This window comes from Chryseobacterium bernardetii, assembly GCF_003815975.1.
In the GTDB taxonomy this organism is placed as follows: domain Bacteria; phylum Bacteroidota; class Bacteroidia; order Flavobacteriales; family Weeksellaceae; genus Chryseobacterium; species Chryseobacterium bernardetii.
The window spans coordinates 1,309,563-1,329,045 of sequence record NZ_CP033932.1 but is presented as its reverse complement, the minus strand read 5'-3'; the positions used below and the strand labels follow the sequence as shown (position 1 = coordinate 1,329,045).

General features: G+C 36.6%; 18 protein-coding genes. 17 read left to right on the top strand and 1 reads right to left on the bottom strand.

Annotation, left to right across the window (positions count from 1 at the left end):
- Nucleotides 1-22 precede the first annotated feature (22 nt).
- The 17 genes from EG339_RS06255 to EG339_RS06185 all read left to right on the top strand — a co-directional run bounded on the left by EG339_RS06255 (nucleotide 23) and on the right by EG339_RS06185 (nucleotide 18,426).
- Nucleotides 23-3,085: a TAT-variant-translocated molybdopterin oxidoreductase gene (locus EG339_RS06255; protein WP_123869360.1), complete on the top strand. Its 3,063-nt coding sequence runs from the start codon at nucleotides 23-25 to the stop codon at nucleotides 3,083-3,085.
- Between the two features lie 25 nt (nucleotides 3,086-3,110).
- Entirely contained in the window at nucleotides 3,111-4,508 is a 1,398-nt protein-coding gene (nrfD, locus tag EG339_RS06250; protein WP_066690579.1) for an NrfD/PsrC family molybdoenzyme membrane anchor subunit, read from the top strand.
- Nucleotides 4,495-5,016 (top strand): DUF3341 domain-containing protein, encoded by a 522-nt coding sequence (locus EG339_RS06245; protein ID WP_047098680.1) that lies wholly within the window; start codon nucleotides 4,495-4,497, stop codon nucleotides 5,014-5,016. The genes nrfD and EG339_RS06245 overlap by 14 nt, the downstream gene beginning before the upstream one ends.
- 1 nt (nucleotide 5,017) lies before the next feature.
- Complete coding sequence (locus EG339_RS06240) at nucleotides 5,018-5,707, top strand: c-type cytochrome (protein ID WP_123869359.1); 690 nt, start codon at nucleotides 5,018-5,020, stop codon at nucleotides 5,705-5,707.
- 8 nt (nucleotides 5,708-5,715) lie between these two features.
- Nucleotides 5,716-7,047 (top strand): quinol:cytochrome C oxidoreductase, encoded by a 1,332-nt coding sequence (locus EG339_RS06235; RefSeq protein ID WP_123869358.1) that lies wholly within the window; start codon nucleotides 5,716-5,718, stop codon nucleotides 7,045-7,047.
- A 177-nt stretch (nucleotides 7,048-7,224) separates the two neighbouring features.
- Nucleotides 7,225-8,430 (top strand): hypothetical protein, encoded by a 1,206-nt coding sequence (locus EG339_RS06230; protein ID WP_123869357.1) that lies wholly within the window; start codon nucleotides 7,225-7,227, stop codon nucleotides 8,428-8,430.
- On the top strand, nucleotides 8,431-8,967 hold the full coding sequence (locus EG339_RS06225; protein WP_123869356.1) for an adenine phosphoribosyltransferase: 537 nt from the start codon (nucleotides 8,431-8,433) through the stop codon (nucleotides 8,965-8,967).
- A gap of 158 nt (nucleotides 8,968-9,125) precedes the next feature.
- Nucleotides 9,126-9,833 carry a YfgM family protein gene (locus EG339_RS06220; protein ID WP_123869355.1) on the top strand — a complete coding sequence of 236 codons (708 nt, stop codon included), beginning with the start codon at nucleotides 9,126-9,128 and terminating at the stop codon, nucleotides 9,831-9,833.
- Between the two features lie 3 nt (nucleotides 9,834-9,836).
- Entirely contained in the window at nucleotides 9,837-10,355 is a 519-nt protein-coding gene (gene ribH / locus EG339_RS06215) for a 6,7-dimethyl-8-ribityllumazine synthase (RefSeq protein WP_065400059.1), read from the top strand.
- A 213-nt stretch (nucleotides 10,356-10,568) separates the two neighbouring features.
- A complete protein-coding gene (locus EG339_RS06210; protein ID WP_123869354.1) occupies nucleotides 10,569-12,647 on the top strand; it encodes an LTA synthase family protein in 2,079 nt (692 codons plus the stop codon).
- 385 nt (nucleotides 12,648-13,032) lie between these two features.
- A complete protein-coding gene (gene ypfJ, locus EG339_RS06205; protein WP_123869353.1) occupies nucleotides 13,033-13,896 on the top strand; it encodes a KPN_02809 family neutral zinc metallopeptidase in 864 nt (287 codons plus the stop codon).
- 435 nt (nucleotides 13,897-14,331) lie between these two features.
- A complete protein-coding gene (locus EG339_RS24180; RefSeq protein ID WP_164465414.1) occupies nucleotides 14,332-14,493 on the top strand; it encodes a hypothetical protein in 162 nt (53 codons plus the stop codon).
- A gap of 11 nt (nucleotides 14,494-14,504) precedes the next feature.
- Nucleotides 14,505-14,648, top strand: coding sequence for a hypothetical protein (locus tag EG339_RS24175; protein ID WP_164465413.1), 144 nt, complete (start codon nucleotides 14,505-14,507; stop codon nucleotides 14,646-14,648).
- Nucleotides 14,649-14,659: 11 nt separating this feature from the next.
- A complete protein-coding gene (locus tag EG339_RS06200; RefSeq protein WP_123869352.1) occupies nucleotides 14,660-14,905 on the top strand; it encodes a hypothetical protein in 246 nt (81 codons plus the stop codon).
- A gap of 233 nt (nucleotides 14,906-15,138) precedes the next feature.
- Nucleotides 15,139-15,783, top strand: a complete 645-nt coding sequence (locus tag EG339_RS06195) for a hypothetical protein (RefSeq protein WP_123869351.1) — start codon at nucleotides 15,139-15,141, stop codon at nucleotides 15,781-15,783.
- Nucleotides 15,783-16,313: a redoxin domain-containing protein gene (locus tag EG339_RS06190; protein ID WP_123869350.1), complete on the top strand. Its 531-nt coding sequence runs from the start codon at nucleotides 15,783-15,785 to the stop codon at nucleotides 16,311-16,313. Before EG339_RS06195 ends, EG339_RS06190 begins: the two co-directional genes overlap by 1 nt.
- Nucleotides 16,300-18,426 carry a peptidase domain-containing ABC transporter gene (locus EG339_RS06185; protein WP_123869349.1) on the top strand — a complete coding sequence of 709 codons (2,127 nt, stop codon included), beginning with the start codon at nucleotides 16,300-16,302 and terminating at the stop codon, nucleotides 18,424-18,426. Before EG339_RS06190 ends, EG339_RS06185 begins: the two co-directional genes overlap by 14 nt.
- A gap of 62 nt (nucleotides 18,427-18,488) precedes the next feature.
- Here the strand turns inward: EG339_RS06185 and EG339_RS06180 are convergent, their stop codons facing one another.
- On the bottom strand, nucleotides 18,489-19,337 hold the full coding sequence (locus tag EG339_RS06180) for a GLPGLI family protein (RefSeq protein WP_123869348.1): 849 nt from the start codon (nucleotides 19,335-19,337) through the stop codon (nucleotides 18,489-18,491).
- Between the last annotated feature and the right edge of the window lie 146 nt (nucleotides 19,338-19,483).

Here is a 19,483-nt window from a genome sequence, read left to right as displayed (position 1 = left end):
AACTAAAAAATTAGAAGTATAAATGGCTTCAAACAAAATACAATTCAGAAGTATTCATGAACTTAAAGATCCGGCTTTAAATAATAAGCTGGCTCAGAAAGAGTTTCAGGAAGAAATTCCGGTAGAAGATTTCCTTGGAGATGCTGAGAAAAACGGATCCAGTACTTCAAGAAGAGATTTCCTTAAATTATTAGGATTCTCTACAGCAGCAGTAACATTAGCTGCCTGCGAAGCTCCGGTAATCAAAACGATTCCTTATGTGGTAAAACCACATGATATTATTCCGGGAATCCCTAACTATTACGCTTCAACATATTTTGATGGGTTCGACTTTGCTAGTGTTTTAGTAAAAACTCGTGAAGGTAGACCAATCAAGATTGAACCAAACCCGGCTGGTGGTGATTTAGGTAAAACTAACGCAAGAGCTCAGGCAAGTGTACTTTCTCTTTATGATAATGATAAAGTAAAACAGCCTAAACTAGACGGTAAAGATGAGACTTTCGACAAAGTAGACAGTTTCGTTATTAAAGGTTTGGAAGAAGCTAAAGCGTCAGGCAAAAAGATTGTGGTATTGTCACACTCTTTTGCTTCACCAACATTCAAAAAGTTATTCGCTGAATTCAAAGCTAAATATCCTACAGCTGAATTGGTAACTTTCGATGCTTATCCTTATTCCGCAGGACTAGATGCTGCTCAGGAAGTATTCGGACAAAGATCATTACCTGTTTATGACCTTAACGGTTCTGAATTGGTAGTTTCTTTCCAGGCTGATTTCTTAGGAGATTACAACGCTTCAAGCTTAGAGTCTTCTTATGCAGCGGCTAGAAAACCAGGTCCAAACATGTTAAGACACATTCAAGTGGAATCTAACATGTCATTAACAGGAGCTAACGCTGACTCAAGATACAGATTAAAGCCAAGTGCCGTAAACAAAACTCTGGTTGAAGTTTACAACGCAATCGTAGGGGGTGGTACTTCTGATAAGACTGCTACTGAAATTGCTAACGAACTTAAAGCAAAAGGAAGCAAAGCTGTTGTTTTTGCTGACGGTTCTAAAGGAGCACAGGTTTTAGCACACTTAATCAACCAAAAATTAGGTTCAGTAGCTTTCACTGGTAAAGCAAACTTCCTAAAAGAATTCGACGGTGCAAGATATCAGGAATTCCTGGGATGGATCAACGGTGGACAAGTTGGGGTATTAGTTACCAACAACGTAGATCCTATCTATGCCCATCCAAAAGGAGAAGACTTCAAAAAGTCTTTATCTAAAGTTCCTTATGTAATTGCTGTTGCTGATAAGAAAAATGAAATGTACAAAGCAGCTAAGGCTGTTATTCCGGTAGCAAACTGGTTAGAGTCTTGGGGAGATATCGAACCACAGACAGGAGTATATTCATTAATGCAGCCTACGATCCAGAAGATCTATAAATCAAGACAGATTGAAGAATCTCTATTGGTTTGGAAGAATGGTAAAAACAATGCTGCCAACAATTACTACGATTATTTAAAGGCAAGCTCTGCTTCCCTTTTAGGTGGTACTTCTTTCAACAAAGCTTTATATAACGGTATCAACCCTTCTACTAATTCAACAACATTATCTTATGCAGGAGGAAACGCCGCACAAGCTATTGCTGAATTAGGAAATTTCAAAGCTTCAGAATTAGAATTAGTATTATACACCAAGACTTCAATGGGAGACGGTACTCAGGCAAACAACCCTTGGTTGCAAGAATTACCTGACCCAATCACAAGAATGTCTTGGGATAACTACCTTACAATTTCTCCGAAAGATGCAGAAAAGTTTGGTATCGACAACGATCTTAACGCAAGAATGCAGTTGGATGGTTCTATCGTAAACCTTACTGTAAACGGAGTTACAATAAAAGATGTTCCTGTATTCGTACAGCCGGGTCAGGCAGAAGGATCGGTAGGTCTTGCGCTTGGTTATGGTAAGAAAAACTCAGGAGCAACTGCTGATACTGGGGTAAATGCTTATCCTTTATTCGATGGTTCTAACCTTGTTGTTTCCGGTGTTAAAATTGAGAAAACAGGAGAAGATCACGAATTCGCAGGGATCCAGCTTCAGAATACATTAATGGGTCGTTACGAAATCGCGAAGGAAGTTCCTTTAGCTGAATTCATCAACGTACCATTCGATGACGAGCACAAAGGATGGAATAAGCCTTTGGAATACCACACCATCAGTGGAGCTCTTCCAGCAAGAAAAATTGACCTTTGGGATGCATTTGATGATACTGACGGTCCTCACTTCAACTTATCTATCGACTTAAACTCTTGTACAGGTTGTGGAGCATGTATCATTGCTTGCCAGGCTGAGAACAACGTTCCTGTAGTAGGTAAAGAAGAAGTAAGAATGTCCAGAGATATGTATTGGTTAAGAATTGACCGTTACTATTCTTCAAGACAAACTGTAGAAGTATATGAAGGATTAAAAGACGGAATGGCTGTACCAGAATTATACGGTACTGCATTCAACAAGGAAGGAGGTGCATTGAACCACCCTGCTGATAATCCGGATGTAATCTTCCAGCCAGTAATGTGTCAGCACTGTAACCACGCTCCATGTGAAACTGTATGTCCGGTAGCGGCTACTTCACACGGTAAGCAAGGTCAAAACCATATGGCTTACAACAGATGTATCGGTACCAGATATTGTGCAAACAACTGTCCGTACAAAGTAAGACGTTTCAACTGGTTTACTTATAACCTAAATGATAAGTTCGACTACAACATGAACAACGATTTAGGAAGAATGGTACTTAACCCGGATGTAGTTGTTAGAACTAGAGGGGTAATGGAGAAATGTTCAATGTGTATCCAAATGACTCAGAATACTATTCTTGAGGCTAAGAAAGAAGGAAGAAAAGTGAAGGATGGAGAATTCCAGACAGCTTGTTCTAAGGCTTGTTCTACTGGTGCAATGACATTTGGAGATATGAATGATAAAGATTCTTCAATTAGAAAGGTATATGCCTCTAACAGAAGATATTATTTACTTGAAGAGATCGGAACAAAACCAAACGTGTTCTATCATACTAAAGTAAGAAACAGAGTAGAAAAATAAAGTTTAAATAATAAATAGGTAAAAAATGTCAGGACATTACGAAGCTCCGATAAGGGAACCTCTGATTATTGGTCACAAAACTTATCACGATATCACAGAAGATATTGCACGACCTATCGAAGAAAGAGCAGGTAAATTATGGTGGATTTCATTATATGCAGCCTTAGTTCTATTCATCTATGGATTCGGATGTATCGCTTATACTATCGGAACAGGTATTGGATCATGGGGGCTTAACAGAACTATTAACTGGGGTTGGGATATTACCAACTTCGTATGGTGGGTAGGTATTGGTCACGCCGGAACCCTAATCTCAGCGGTATTATTATTATTTAGACAGAGATGGAGAATGTCTGTAAACAGATCTGCAGAGGCAATGACGATCTTTGCGGTTGTACAGGCAGCAATCTTCCCTGTAATTCACATGGGTAGAGTTTGGGTTGGATACTGGGTTTTCCCTTTACCAAACCAATTCGGTTCTCTTTGGGGGAACTTTAACTCTCCTCTACTTTGGGACGTATTTGCGATCTCTACGTATTTCTCAGTATCAACTGTATTCTGGTTCATGGGATTGATCCCTGACTTTGCAATGATCAGAGATAGAGCTAAAACTCCTTGGACTAAGAAGATTTATACATTCCTTGCATTCGGTTGGGGTGGTAAAGCAAAACACTGGCAAAGATTCGAAGAACTTTCTTTAGTTCTTGCAGGGTTAGCAACTCCACTTGTATTCTCAGTACACACTACCGTATCTTTTGACTTCGCAACTTCAGTAATTAAAGGATGGCACTCAACTATCTACCCTCCTTACTTCGTTGCTGGTGCGATTTTCTCAGGATTTGCAATGGTACAGACCCTATTGTTAGTTGCAAGAAAAGTTTGTCACTTAGAAGAGTATATTACAATGTATCATATCGAAATTATGAACATCGTAATCATCTTAACAGGTGGTATGGTAACTGTAGCTTACGCAACTGAATATTTCATCGGATGGTATTCTGGATCTAGATTTGAAGACTTTACTTATCTTTCTCCAGGTGCTGCAGTGGGCCCTTACTGGTGGGCTTTCTGGTCACTAATCATCTGTAACCTTGTTATTCCGGCTTCATTCTGGTTCAAGAGACTAAGAACAAACATTATCTGGACGTTCATCGTTGCATTGATTATCAACATCGGTATGTGGTTCGAACGTTTTGATATCATCGTTATCAACCTTTCCAGAGACTACTTACCAGGATCATGGACAATGTTTAAGCCAACAATCATTGATGTGGGTGTATACTTAGGAACAATCGGATTCTTCTCTGTATTATTCTTATTATACGCAAGAACATTCCCTGTAATTGCACAGGCTGAATTAAAATCGATTTTGAAAATCTCAGGTGAAACTTATAAAGCAAAAGAAGGAGATGAGCACCACTAAAATTGTATACGGACTTTATGCTGATGACGACGATTTAATGAACGGCGTTAAAGCATTCAACGATAAAGGAATCAAAATAAACGAGGTTTATACTCCGTTTCCGGTTCACGGACTAGATAAAGCTTTGGGGTTAAAGAAAACCAGAATTTCTGATGCTGCTTTCATCTATGCTTGTTATGGGGTTACTATCGGTGCTACTTTAACTTGGTACGTGATGAACCACGACTGGCCTCAGAATATCGGTGGTAAACCAGCTTTTGACTGGGGACACAACATGCCGGCATTCGTAGTTCCAATGTTCGAATTAATGGTATTCTGTGCAGCTCACATGATGTCTCTAACTTTCTTGGTTAGAAACAAAATGTATCCAGGAGCTCCAGCTCAGAACCCGGATCCAAGAACTACTGATGATAAATTCATGATGGAATTCGTAACTGAAGATGTAGAATCTGTAAAGCAGTTGCTAATTGAAACTGGAGTTGAAGAAATAACTGTTAAAGACGCTTAAAATGAAAAAGAATGTATTAAGAATTACAGCAGTTTTAGGTTTAACAACAGTTTTACTTAACTCTTGCGGACCAAAGGAGAATACTCCGCTGGTATATTTCCCGGACATGTATTTTCCGGTAGCTTATGATCCATTGATGAAGGCTCAGGATGCGTATTCAGATCATGAAAATGAAATTCCTGCTTTTGTTAAAAATAATGGTGCAACAGGTCTTTCTCCGGTAGAAGGATCAGTTGCTCAAAATAAAGATGGAGTTTTTGAAGAAAGCTTATTGCCAAAGAATGTTGACGAGTACAACGCAGGTTATGATGCTTCTAAAAAACTAACAACTTCTCCTCTGAACCCAGCTAATGCAGCTAAGGATCTTGAAAGAGGAAAAGTATTGTTCGACCACACTTGTGCTGCATGTCACGGAACAGGAGGTGATGGACAAGGACCTATCGTACAGAGTGGAGCGTTCTCCGGAGTACCAAACTATGCTGACAGAGAAATTACTGTAGGATCTGTTCATTATGTATTAACAAACGGTAGAAATGCCATGGGATCTTATGCGGGACAATTGAACGCAGGAGACAGATGGAGAGTAGCAATGTATGTGATGAGTGCTTTCAAAAAAGGAGCAGCAGCACCGGCAGCAGCTACAGCGGCGGCACCAGCAACAACTGAAACGACTACCGAAACTAAAAAATAAGAAAAGAAATGTATAGTTTTTCACCAAAATTAAAATCAACTTCTATAATACTTCTTGTTGTAGGTTTAGTTCTTTTCGGTATTGGTTTCTTTATGAACAAAGGAATTTCTACTGAGAAAATAGAACAAATGATGGAAGCTGTTCATGCTTCTGGTCATACTGCTCCTACACACTCGAGTGAAATGGTTGGACCTCAGGATCACGCGGCTCACCTTGAGCACGCTACAATGCAGGTTCACAATCAGCCTTTAGCATCATTACATTTTGTAGCTGTATTTTTCTTTGGAGTAAGCTGCTGTGTATTGTTCTTCTATTGTATTCAGCATGCTGGACACGCAGGATGGCCAATCATCATTACAAGAGTAATGGAAGCTATTGCTTCTTATATCCCTTACGGTGGTGCAATCCTTGTTATCCTGATGATTTTAAATATCACACACAACGGGCACTTATTCCACTGGATGGACCCTGAATTGACAAAACCGGATTCTCCGCATTTTGATGTGATCTTATTCGAAAAGAAAAAGTTTTTAAATATTCCTTTCTATGCAGTTAGAACTTTAATCTATGTGATTGGTGCTTCTTTCTTCGCTTGGAAATTGAAAGCTCAGTCTAAGAAAGTAGACGAAACCAAGTCTAAAGTAGAGTATCAAATGCTTTACAGATGGTCTGTAGGTTACATTGCATTCTTCGGATTTGCTTCTGCAGCTTGGGCTTGGGACTGGTTGATGTCTATTGACCCACACTGGTATTCTACAATGTATATCTGGTATTCAATGGTTAGCTGCCTTTCAAGTGGTATTGCTGTAATCATTCTATTAAGTGTTTACCTTAAGAAAAATGGTTTCCTACCACAGTTCAATGATAACCACTTACACGATTTAGGAGTTTTCCTTTTCGCTACAAGTATGCTTTGGACATATACATGGTTTGCTCAGTTCATGCTTTACTGGTATGCAAACGTTCCGGAAGAGGTTAACTACTTCTTCGGCAGATTCCAGCACTACTCTCCTACTTTCTTACCGATGTTGATCATCAACTTCTTATTACCGCTATTGGTATTAGTAAGCAGCAGCATCAAGAGAAACTACAAAGTAGTTACTACAATGGCAGTAGTTGTTATCTTGGGTCACATTTTGGATTACTTCAACATGGTAATGCCGGGAACAGTAGGACCATACTGGAACACACCTGAAGTATTCCTGTTAATTCTTGGAGCAATCCTGTTCGTAGTTGGATTATTTATGTTTACTGTACTTTCAGCTTTATCTAAACTGAAGTTGATTCCTACAGGAAACCCTTTCTTACACGAATCTGAAATTTATGAGTATCCTTTCTAAGGACTTCTAATAAAACTTTAAAAAGACTGATTGCTTGAACAATCAGTCTTTTTTTATGTTCAAAATATGCATATTATTTTCATTTATAATTCAAAGATGAGCTCCGCAAAAACAAAACAAAAAATAAAATCCTCTATTAATAAAGGTTTTAGTAAATTTGCAACAAACCAAATAAAAATGAAAAAGTTTTCTTTTCTACTTGTTTTCAGTCTCTTGCTTTTTACAGCATGTAAGAAAGATCATGTAGATGCTACGAATACTAAAACGCTGCAGTCAAGTATCAATGATATGACTTCCAGCTTACCTACCATTAAACAGATTAAGTTTAATGAAGCTCTTTATATTCTTAAAACATTTGGCGTGGAAGCTGATGGAGATGTGAACGAGCTAAAAGCTTTGGGGCAACTGATTAACGGGAAAAAGGTTCCTGAAATCATGGCCTTGGCTGACGAAGTTGCACAGAAAAACGGAATTGAATGGGCAAGTACTGCTCCTCCATCATTGGGTGAAATGAATATCTTCGGAGATGATAAAGCCAAAGAAAGTGATCCAAATGATGTGAAAGCAGGTGCATTAACCCTAATAACAAGGCCCACGGGTGATGACGGAAGCGGTGCGCCAACTGCAATCCAGATCGTTCCAAGATTAGTAGATGCAGCTGGAAACCCTGTATCATTTACCGGTGCTGGCCTGGAAGCTACTTTAGAAGTTTTCAGCAATGGAGTAAGACTTTCAACAGCTAAGAACCTGATGCAGGACAATAATTTTAAAGGGTTTAACCTTAAGTTCTCTTCCATTCCGGCTTCAAAAGTGGTAGATAATAAAATTGACATCACAGTTTCTGTAAAAACAACAGCAAAAACATTCAAAATGTCTAAAATTGGACTGGATGTAAATGCTGCCGCATTGAAAGTTCCTGCTGTTCCGAAAACAGATACAACTGCAATACCACAACAGCCAAGTGCCGTAGTAGACCCGAATAATCCGGCTACAGCTAATCCAGCTACCACAACAGAACCTGGTACAGCAGCTCCTGCAACACCAACGGCTCCAAAACAGCCAACTGCAGATCCGAAAAATACAGTAAGTAAATTCCTGAGCAGTGTAAGCTCCCAGAACCTTAAAGCTGCTTATGATGCCTCTAACAACCCAAGCTGGGGAAGCTATGAGTCTTTCTCAAACCCTAATTCAGGTTTTGGAGCAGTAAAAAATGTAAGCGTTAAGAATATTACTACAACGGCAACCAATGCAAACGGAGCCAGTGTAAACGCTACTTATGATGTAACGGATAAAAACGGAAAGACAACTTCATTAAAGGTAACTTTCGGACTTAAAAATGTAAACGGAGACTGGAAAATTTCCAGCTATAAAATAAACCCATAAATGGCTTCAGCAGAATTAATCAAAAGACTGGAAGAAACAATTGAAAACATACCTGACTTCCCTATTCCGGGGATTCAGTTTAAAGATATTTCACCTATTTTTTTAGATCCTAAACTTTATGAAGACGTTATTGCAGACCTTGCTGCCAAAAGTAAAGGAAAAGTAGATGCGGTATGCGGAATAGAAAGCCGGGGCTATCTTTTCGGAATTGCCATTGCTGTTGCACTGGAAGTTCCTTTTATCCTAATTAGAAAAGCAGGAAAACTTCCGCCGCCTGTTATTTCAGAAAAATATGATCTGGAATATGGAAGTGCCACAATCGAAACCCGTGAAGGACAGATTAAGCCGGGACAAAGGGTTTTAATTCACGATGATCTTTTAGCAACAGGAGGAACCACAGAAGCCGCTGCTAAATTAGTAGAAAAACAAGGAGCAACTGTTTCTCAATTCAGTTTCCTGATTGGATTAAAAGGGTTGAATGGAGACGAAAAACTAAAGAAATTTGGTGCAGAGGTTTACCATATTTTAGAATATTAATCTAAGTAAATAAAAAAATTAATGCTTCGTAACTATGTTTTCGAGGCATTTTTCTTATTAACAATTGATAATTGATAACATTTACAGAATAATGCTCTAAAAGTATTTTGTAAATCTCTAAGAAACAATTAAATTTGCAATTCAATTTTTAAAAACTTATGGCAAAATTGGGAAAGAATGCTCAGAATGAGCAAGAAGGTAAAGAAACGGTTGAGTTCTTCAAAGATCTTGACAGAGAAGCCTTAAACACTGAGAGATTTCTTGAAAAATATTCAAAACCACTAGGTATTGTATTTGGAGTTTTAGTTTTAGGAGTTTTAGGGTTCTTCGGATATAAGCAATTTGTAGTTGCCCCTAAAAATGCAGAAGCGGTAAAAAGTTTCTTAGCTGCTCAGAAGAACTTAACTGAAAATAAAGATAAAGAAGCTTTAGGAGGCAAATCTGCAGCCAACCCTGGTTTCATTGGTACAGCTAATGAATATTCAGGAACAAGCATTGGTCAGTTATCCGCTTACAATGCAGGTTTATTGAAATTCAAAGAAGGAAAATTCCAGGAAGCTTACGATCTATTAGATAAATTCTCTTCTGATAATAAAACCCTGATGGCAATGAAGTATGGTGCTATGGCGGATGCAAAATCAGGACTGAACAAGAATGATGAAGCTTTATCATTATTAGACAAAGCTGCTTCTGTTTCTGATGACCCTTATACAACTTATTTTTTCACAAGAAAAGCAGGTATCGTAGCATTGGGATTAAAGAAAAATGCAGACGCTAAAAAATACTTCTCTCTGATTGACGAGAAATACCAGGATTACGACAACGGAATGTCTGATTCTTACATTGAAATGACTAAATATTATTAAAAAATGGCAACAGTTAATCTTTCCGATTACAAGCCACTTCATATAACTAATGCCGAAGATTTTTCTATCGGCATTGTTTTTTCTGAGTGGAATGATTTTGTAACATACAATCTTCGTGATGCAGCTTTGGAAATCCTTGAGAAAGAAGGAGTAAAACCAGAAAATATTAAACTTTTCCCGGTTCCCGGAGCTTTCGAATTAAGCTATGCAAGTATGCAGCTTTGCAAAGAGAGAAAATATGACGCTGTGATCTCTATCGGATGCGTCATCCGTGGGGAAACCCCTCACTTCGATTATGTTTGTTCTGCTGTAGCACAGGGAATCAAAGACTGTAACATAATGACAGATACTCCTACCATCTTCTGTGTTCTTACAGATGATACTAAAGAGCAATCTATAGCAAGAAGTGGCGGAGACCTGGGAAACAAAGGTGTAGAAGCAGCAGTAACTGCCTTAAGAATGATTGATTTCAAAAAGAAATTATCTGATAAAAAAGGAAACATCGGTTTTGGACACTCTTAATCGTTGACAAACTTTAACAATATCTGAGGACTATTTTTAATAGTCCTTTTTTGTTGGAAAATTCAGGAGCCAGGACAAAATTCATTAAACGCCCGTTTAAATAATACCTTTCAATTCTTAAAATCTTATTAATAAATATCAGGTTTTGCTTTTTTTCATCCAAAAGTTGTATACAACAACTATCTTTGTAAAAATAGTATAGACCATAAATCCATGTTTCTAAAAAAAATAAAACCATTCCTGTACTTAGGAATCTTTTATCTGATTATTTCCTTGATTATAAGGGTAGTATTCTTTTTTCACCCCATCACTACAGCCAGTTTCGGATTTTTTGAGATCATTAAAGTACTGTTTGTAGGGCTCATCAATGATATTTTTGTTTTTATCCTTGCCAGTACCATCCTTGCCCTCTATTTTTTATTCCTTTCCAATTCGAAATATAAAAAGCCTTACGGATATATTATCTTCGGCGTATTGGTTACATTTTTCCTGTACATCTGGCTTATTCCCAATAATATCTTTAAGCAATACGGAGGCTCTGTAACAGAAATAGCCCTTTCTTTTGTAGGGGTAAAGGCATTCCTGTTTGGTTTAATGCTTTTCCTTCCAACCCAGAGAATAAAGATCCGGAATGTTTTATACTTTATTACCTTATTGCTTTATGTGCTGCTTATCATTTTCAATGGAGTAAGTGAATATTTCTTCTATAATGAATTTGGGGTACGTTATAATTTTATTGCCGTAGATTATTTAATATACACGAATGAAGTGATTGGAAATATCATGGAAAGTTATCCTGTTATTCCTTTATTTTCAGGTATAATGCTTGTTACATTAACCATCACCTGGTTTATCTATAAAAAAACAAAAGATGAATTACTGGAGCTTCCTAACTTCAAACAGAAACTGATCTTACTGGGTTCTTTCGCTGTACTTTGCGCCATTAGCCTACTTACTCTTCCATCATTAATGCAAATCAAATCAGACAATGTTTTTGCTGATGAAATTGAGGCCAATGGACTTCCTAAGTTTTACTGGGCTTTTACCCATAATGAGCTTGATTATTTCCAGTTTTATTCGCAACTGGACCAGAAACAGGCAGAGAAAAACTTCTTAAGCCAATACCCGCAGCATACTTTATCAAGAAATATTGTAGCAGAGCAGCCGGAACTCAAAAAAAATGTAGTGCTGATATCTATAGAGAGTCTTTCTGCAGATTTCCTTGAACATTATGGGAATACCCAGGAGATTACCCCATTTCTGGATAGCCTTGCAGATAAATCACTGATGTTTACTAATCTTTATGCGACAGGAAACAGAACTGTACGCGGCCTGGAAGCTTTAACCCTATGTATTCCTCCTACTGCCGGAGAAAGTATCATCAAAAGAAATGATAATAAAAACAAATTCACTACAGGAAATGTATTCAAGTCAAAAGGATATGATGTAAAATTCCTGTATGGCGGATACAGCTATTTTGATAATATGCAGGACTTTTTCGGCGGGAACGGATATGATATTGTAGACAGAAACAATTTTAAGCCGGAAGAAATTACCTTTGCCAATGTATGGGGTGTTGCAGATGAAGATATGGCCAGAAAAGCTATTCAGGTGATGAATGCTGAAGCAAAATCAGGGAAACCTTTCTTCAACCACTGGATGACGGTTTCCAACCACAGGCCTTTCACTTACCCTGATGGAAGAATTGACATTCCGGGAACTTCAAAATCCCGTGAAGGCGGTGTAAAATATACAGATTATTCTCTGAAATTGTTTTTTGATATGGCGAAAAAGCAGGATTGGTATAAAAATACGGTCTTTGTGATTATTGCAGACCATTGTGCTTCCAGCGCCGGAAAAACGGAACTTCCAATGGATAAGTACAGAATCCCTGCAATGATCTTTTCAGAAGGGTTTATCCAGCCGCAGAAGTTTGATACCCTGATGTCTCAGATTGACGTGATGCCTACCCTTTTTGGATTACTTAATTTTAGCTATCAATCTAAATTCTTAGGTCAGGATGTTTTCAAACCAGAATTTCAGCCTAAGGCCTACATTGCCACCTATCAGGATCTTGGTTTTGTGAAGAACAATCGCCTGACCATCATTTCTCCGGTGAAGAAAGCCAAACAATACTCTCTGGATTTAGAAAAAAGTGATCTTGCTCCGGAATTTAAGCTCTATTATGATGAGAAGCTGTTGAAAAACCCGGATCAGAAACTAATAGATGATGCTATTTCAGCGTACCAGTCAACTTCTTATTGGCTGAAAACCAAACAACTGAACAGGTAAAAACGGTTTAGATACTTTAACATATGAAGTATTCATTTATACATAAGAGGATCTTTGCATCCTCTTTTTTTATTTTTGGGAGTAAAGCCCCGAACACTTAAGGTTACCAATAACATAAATTAGCAGCAAAATATTTCAAAATTATTCTTTGCAGATATATAAAGAGAGTCGAGTCTCCTGCAATTGCTGTTTCTCCGGAAGTATAACTGGCATTATACTCTATTTATAACAATTAGCAGGATAAGGCTTCAAAAAAGAGTAATGAATGTATAAAGGAACTAATTTAAAAGTTTAATAATTACCCGTATAAAAATCTTCCCGTCTTAACATTTTAATTATCGTAAGGTTTAATTTTATAAATTTACGAACACAAAAAAGATTTATTATGAGATGGACAGACGACAGAGGCGGAAACGTTGATGATCGCCGTGGCTCCGGAGGCGGAAGTGGCGGTATGATTGTTGGTGGAGGACTCGGAACTTTAATTATAGCAGCTATTGTTTTCTTTTTAGGAGGAGATCCTTCCGGTATATTGAATTCCGGCAGCATACAGCCTTCAGAAAATACAGGAGAAAGAAGAGAGCTTACCACACAGGAAAAAAAGATCGGGGAAATGGTTGATATGATGTCTGGCTGGAATACCCAAACCTGGAGTCAGATTTTCAAAGAAAATGGCATGAATTTTACTGAACCCAGAATTGTGCTTTTCGAAAACACTACCAGCTCCGGATGTGGTACTGCACAATCTGCCATGGGACCTTTTTATTGCCCTGCAGACCAGAAAATCTATATGGACATGGAATTTTTCGGTGAACTCCAGCAAAGGTTCGGGGCAAAAGTAACTGAATTTACAGTAGCCTATGTTCTTGCTCATGAAATGGGACATCACGTACAGACTCTGTTGGGAACCACTCAAAAAGTAGATGCCCTGAGAAGAAGCGGAAGGTACTCTGAAGCAGAAATGAACAGAGTATCTGTAGCTACAGAACTACAGGCAGATTTTTATGCCGGAGTCTGGGCTAAACGTACGGATGAAACTAAAAAAATTCTGGAACCGGGAGATATTCAGTCTGCAATAGATGCGGCAGAAGCCGTAGGTGATGACAATATCCAAAGAAGAGGGCAAGGATATGTAAACCAGGAAAGCTTTACACACGGGTCATCAGCTCAACGTAAAGAATGGTTTATGAAAGGATATAACACTGGTGATATCAGACAAGGTGATACTTTTAATCAGCTTTTGAAATAAAAATAAATGTGTACAAAATACTACCCTGGAGAAAATTTCTTCAGGGTATTTTATTTAAATCTCCCTTATCTCCCACTATTTTCCATACAAAAATGTATTTGTACACAAGAAAATAATTTTGCACATTAACCATTTCTCTTTTTATTTTTTGAAAAAAATCCCCCTCAACATATTATCTTATTAATTTTTGGGACTTTGATAAAAAGTAAGGTTTTTAATGTCTCAAAAGACCTCAATATTGTATAACAAATTACAATAAGAATACATGTTTTTTCACCCGGTTAAGATATATTTATTTCTAATTTCGATTGTTCAACGTTGAAATAGTTTTCTACAGGATCTGTAAGTGCGCATTATAGAGCCGATAGAAAACCTGAACTCCTTGCTAGGGATTAAGTAGCAAAAAAAAAAATTGTAATTATAAAAATTCAAAAAATGAAAAAATTAAATGTATCGCAAATGGAAAATTTGCAAGGTGGAAATATTCATCAGTGTAATATAGCAGCTATTGCTGCTGGTGGAGTTGGTGCTTTTATTCCTGCAGTTGCTGTAGGAGCTTCAATTTGGGCACTTGGTTGTTATCTGTATTCTATGTAATTGCTTTTATTATGAAAAAACTAGAAAATCATAGAATGGAGTCCGTAAAGGGTGGAAGTCCTAAAGATTGCTGGAATGGAGCCATCATTGCCACTGTAATTAATCCAGCTTTTGGGTATAACCTTGCCTGGTCTTGTTGGGTAGCATCCTGGTAAAAAATAATATTATGGCAGTTTCAATAAACTATAAAGAGAAAAGAAATCTAACTATTCTATTTTATATTCCGGTTTTATATGTAGCCTACTATATGGATGCATTATCTTTCAGGGCTTATACATTCTTTTTTATTGTTGGAATGTCATGTCTTCTAACATTAACTATGAGTAAAAGCACAATTTTTAAAGATATTGCATTTTCATTTATTTGTGGCCTTTCAATATTTTTTCTGGGCTTTATACTTTATAAAATGTAAGAAGGATATTAGTTTACTATATTTCTCCAAAAGAGATAAATATATTACTATTGGTTTTATATGAGAGAGGTGTAACAGCCTCTCTTATTAACAATAATGATGTTCTTAATTTTCATTTTCACAATTTTTTCAGAATATGTAAAGTTGGTTCCTTACTCCTTTATAAGTAATTTTTATCCTTACTCTCAGGATAAATAAAATCTTCAATTTTTTTCATCCCCATTACTTAATTTATGAAAAACCTTATACTTTTCGTAGGCATTATTATGTGCTATTTTTTACTTACCTACTTAGACAAAACATATATAACTACTAATACAAAAATCATAGATTTTCTGGCCAAAGACTATTCTAATGCAATGATACAGGATTACCTGGAAAGCCAGAAAAAATGGTGGTGGGTAAGCTATGCCACTACTCCAGTTCTATTAGGAATTAAGATAGTTTTAGTTGCTTTTTGCCTGAACTTTATCAAACTTTTAGATCTTCCGGGATTAGAAAACCTTAGATTTTCAGATTTGGTAACACTTGTTATGATAGCAGAATCTGTTTTTATCATGGCTGGGCTTTATAAATTTATTCATTTCTACTGGATAAATACAGATTATACAATGGAAAGCCTGCAAACCTACTATCCTATGTCTCTTTTAAACATACGGGAATACCTCTCTACCGAAAAGTGGCTGGCATATCCTCTACAATTAGTTAATTTATTTGAATTCTTTTACTGGGGATTTTTAGCCTGGGGAATCTGGGAGCTTTCTGGTAAAAAAATTGGCTTGCCAAAATCTTTTGGACTTACAGCTATGACCTATGGGCTTGGCTTACTTTTCTGGACAGGTGTCGTTTCATTTCTTATACTAAATATACAGTCTTAATGAAGAAGATCAATTTCTTAAAAGTAACGGCTTTCATTATTCCTGTTGTCTGTATTGGAATAATGATAGGGCTTTGGGCTAACTTCCGGAAAAAGAAAGAAAAAACAGAAGCTCTAAAAGATATCCCAACATTCTCCCTCACTACAATAAATAGAACATTGCTGAATTCTAAAACCTTTGGCAATAACCAAACTAAAGTTATCATTTACTTCAGTCCTACCTGCCATTTTTGTCAGGCTGAGGCTGAAGAATTATCTAAAATAAATAATCACTATCAAAATACCCAATGGATTTGGATTGCCAGTGAACCATTAGACCAAATAAAAGAGTTTGCCCATCAGTATAATCTGGATAAACAAATTAATATCTTCTGGTGTCACGATGATGGGGCAGTATTTTATCAGAAACTGGGAATGAGCACCGTTCCTTACTTTTTAGTTTATAACCAAAGTAATCGTCTTGTTAAAAGAAATTCTGGAGCTATAAAACTGGAAAAATTACTGTTAAACATATTACATGAAAGAAAATAAGCTCATACAAAAAACATTCTCTCTTCAAAAAGACCTTACAGATTGTGGCGTGGGATGTCTTCAGTCATTGGTTAGATATTATGGAGGAAACATTTCCTTAGAAGCTCTCAGAGAAAAAAGTGGAACCGGAAAGACAGGCACTACATTACTAGGACTGTATCAATGCGCAGAAGAAATTGGTTTTGATGCAGAAGGATGTGAGGCTGATATAGAATCACTTATCAAACATGCAGCTCCCATAATCTTACATGTTATTATTGATCAAAAACTTGAACATTATGTTATTTGCTATTCCTATAATGGCTCCGGGAACAATCAGTTTTATATTGGAGATCCGGCAAAAGGCTTAGAATACTGGACCAAAGAATACCTGGAAGAAGTATGGATCTCAAAAACCTGTCTCACCCTTATTCCTAATGAAAAGTTTGAGAAGAAAAAAGAAACTCAGAAAAAGAAAAAGGGTTGGATAAAAAGCCTTATTAAAGATGATCAGGAATCTATTTATACTATTCTTTTACTTGGTTTTGCCATTACACTGTTGGGAATGTCAATGTCTGTTTTTTCACAAAAACTGATTGATGATATTTTGCCCCGCAAAAAAATATCTTTACTGTTACTAAGTATCTCTTTTCTTGGTTTCTTACTTTTTGTAAAAGTAGGAATTAGTGCTTTAAGAGAACTTTATATTATTAAACAAAGTAAATCATTTAATGAAAGAGCTAATAAGAGTTTCTACCATACTTTACTCCATCTTCCAAAAACTTTTTTTGACACCAGAAAGATTGGAGATTTTACAGCCAGACTCAATGACATTCTGAGAATACAGGCTGTTATAAAACAATTAATTACCTCTACACTTGTTGATATTCTGGGAGTCTTAGTATCCGTTGGTTTTTTATTCTTCTACTCCTGGAGGCTTTCTTTAATCTGTATAGGAATCTCCCCTATTGTTTTCTTTATTATATTCCGTTTCAATAAAAAAATTATTGATGCCCAAAGAAACGTTATGCAAGCATATAGTATCAATGAATCTAATTATATTGATAGTATAAAGGGAATAGATGTAATTAAAGGATTTTCCAAACAGCATTTATTTGGAAAGAAAAACGACCTCATTTTTAGTTTCTTTCAAACAAAAATTTTTGAACTTGGAAAGCTCAACCTTACAATTTCATTATATTCCGGGATTATTTTAGTGATCTTCCTTCTTATTATTTTAGGATTTTCTTCTTACAGTGTCTTAAATAATGACATCAGGATTGGCGAGCTGATGGCCATACTCGGGATATCCAGTTCTTTGCTTACTTCAATTACAAATCTGGCCCTTGTTACAATTCCTATACAGGAAGCAAAAGTGGCATTTGACAGAATGTTTGAGTATTCATTGTTATTAGATAAAGAAAATACAGAGGGGCAGGAAATTAAAGAAATTTGGTCTATTGATCTCAGCAATATTGATTTTAGATTTAAAGGCAGAAGCAGGCTTCTTAATCAAATTTCCTTTAGGATACGAAAAGGAAGTGTAACCTGTATCCTAGGAAAAAGTGGTTCCGGAAAAACAACACTTACTGAGTTATTACAAAAAAAATTCCTGCCTGAAAATGGTGAAATAAGAGTTAATGAAGAAATCAGTTTAAATAATATCGCAATCAATAACTGGCGGAGTCTTATTAGTGTAGTCCCACAAAATATACAGCTATTTAATGGAAATGTACTGGAAAATATTATACTCAGCGAAAACGTGAATGAGTTCCAGTTACAGAAAGTATTATCGCTGGGATTTGATCATTTTATAGAAGCTTTGCCTCAGGGTTATTTAACACTGGTTGGAGAAGAAGGAATCAATTTATCCGGTGGTCAGAAACAGTTGCTTGGATGGATGCGTGCCTTATATCACGAACCTCAGTTTTTAATTTTAGATGAACCTACCTCCTCGCTTGATCAGGAAAGCAGAAAGTTTATCTATCAGTTAATTCAAAAGCTAAAATCTGAAAAAAGCATCCTTATCATTAGCCATTATCTGGAAGATCTAAAAGATATTGCAGATGATATTTACGTTATCAATGATACTAAAATATATGAAATGAGCCTTACTGATCATAGAAACGTATAAGATCAGAAATAAAGCTTTATACTTAATATCCCTGGAGAAATTCTCCAGGGATATTCGTTTATCTATTGCAATTCAATTGGATTTGAATTTTTCTTAGCCTCTTCTTTCACTCTCTCTTCCATTCTCTTTCTCATATCAGCAGGATTCGGATTTCCGCCGCCACCCGGGCCTCTCCCACCGTCTACTCTTATTGTTGTAGCCATACCTGAACCCTGAGTCATAAATGACATCGGATCGGTTTTAAATTTTTGCTGTTGCTTCACAAAATCACTTCTTTTTACCTTTAAGGTATTTCCAAACTGATTTAAAGCAGGAAGTTCTGTAATTTTATAATTCTTCATCAGATCAAAAGAATAGTCCCCCTTATCATCCTCCACTTTTACAATTAATCCCGGAAGGCCGCCAAACTTGTATGGGCCATCCTGATAAGGCAGATCAGTAGTAAACCAGGCGGTCCATTTTCTGCCTGCAAAATCCGTTTCTGCCTTCTGAACTTTATATTCTCCTATTTTTCTTGTTTCAGAAGAAATTTTCCAGTCCAGAGGTCTGTCTTCTTCATACGAGTAAATATCCCGTCCTATTCTGTCTTTAAAATAAGTTTTTTGGGTTGTTTTATCTTTTTCTACGGAGTAATTGATATTAGATCGTAATCCTTCCATCTGTTCCCTGTTAATACTCATTCTTCCGCCGCCGCCCTGAAAGGCTTTCTGCATGATAGAATCCCTTTTGATTCTGTTTTCAGAATAAAAAACCGATTTATCCTGAGAAATATCAAGATAAGCATTTTCGGTTTTGATATCTGCTTTATTTTCAGCGTCCGGCTTCATGGTTACCTGATATACAAACCGGTTAGTTTGGGCAGAAACCTGCTGTATAAACAATGCCAGAGCAATAATGCCTATTCTTTTCATATTCAAGTCAATTTATGTTTTGGATTTCAAAAGATTACCAAGGTTAAACTCATCAATGATAAAAATTGATAAAATAAAAATGCTGATTTTTATATCCTGATTTTTGTTCGTATTTTTGCCTCATTAAATCATTCTAAATAAATACA

Coding starts and splice junctions, on each gene's coding strand:
- EG339_RS06255 (WP_123869360.1), top strand. CDS start 23: ATGGCTTCAAACAAAATACAATTCAGAAGTATTCATGAACTTAAAGAT.
- EG339_RS06245 (WP_047098680.1), top strand. CDS start 4,495: ATGAGCACCACTAAAATTGTATACGGACTTTATGCTGATGACGACGAT.
- EG339_RS06220 (WP_123869355.1), top strand. CDS start 9,126: ATGGCAAAATTGGGAAAGAATGCTCAGAATGAGCAAGAAGGTAAAGAA.
- EG339_RS06235 (WP_123869358.1), top strand. CDS start 5,716: ATGTATAGTTTTTCACCAAAATTAAAATCAACTTCTATAATACTTCTT.
- EG339_RS06185 (WP_123869349.1), top strand. CDS start 16,300: ATGAAAGAAAATAAGCTCATACAAAAAACATTCTCTCTTCAAAAAGAC.
- EG339_RS06230 (WP_123869357.1), top strand. CDS start 7,225: ATGAAAAAGTTTTCTTTTCTACTTGTTTTCAGTCTCTTGCTTTTTACA.
- EG339_RS06200 (WP_123869352.1), top strand. CDS start 14,660: ATGGCAGTTTCAATAAACTATAAAGAGAAAAGAAATCTAACTATTCTA.
- EG339_RS06225 (WP_123869356.1), top strand. CDS start 8,431: ATGGCTTCAGCAGAATTAATCAAAAGACTGGAAGAAACAATTGAAAAC.
- EG339_RS24175 (WP_164465413.1), top strand. CDS start 14,505: ATGAAAAAACTAGAAAATCATAGAATGGAGTCCGTAAAGGGTGGAAGT.
- EG339_RS24180 (WP_164465414.1), top strand. CDS start 14,332: ATGAAAAAATTAAATGTATCGCAAATGGAAAATTTGCAAGGTGGAAAT.
- EG339_RS06240 (WP_123869359.1), top strand. CDS start 5,018: ATGAAAAAGAATGTATTAAGAATTACAGCAGTTTTAGGTTTAACAACA.
- EG339_RS06190 (WP_123869350.1), top strand. CDS start 15,783: ATGAAGAAGATCAATTTCTTAAAAGTAACGGCTTTCATTATTCCTGTT.
- EG339_RS06195 (WP_123869351.1), top strand. CDS start 15,139: ATGAAAAACCTTATACTTTTCGTAGGCATTATTATGTGCTATTTTTTA.
- nrfD (WP_066690579.1), top strand. CDS start 3,111: ATGTCAGGACATTACGAAGCTCCGATAAGGGAACCTCTGATTATTGGT.
- ypfJ (WP_123869353.1), top strand. CDS start 13,033: ATGAGATGGACAGACGACAGAGGCGGAAACGTTGATGATCGCCGTGGC.
- ribH (WP_065400059.1), top strand. CDS start 9,837: ATGGCAACAGTTAATCTTTCCGATTACAAGCCACTTCATATAACTAAT.
- EG339_RS06210 (WP_123869354.1), top strand. CDS start 10,569: ATGTTTCTAAAAAAAATAAAACCATTCCTGTACTTAGGAATCTTTTAT.
- EG339_RS06180 (WP_123869348.1), bottom strand. CDS start 19,337: ATGAAAAGAATAGGCATTATTGCTCTGGCATTGTTTATACAGCAGGTT.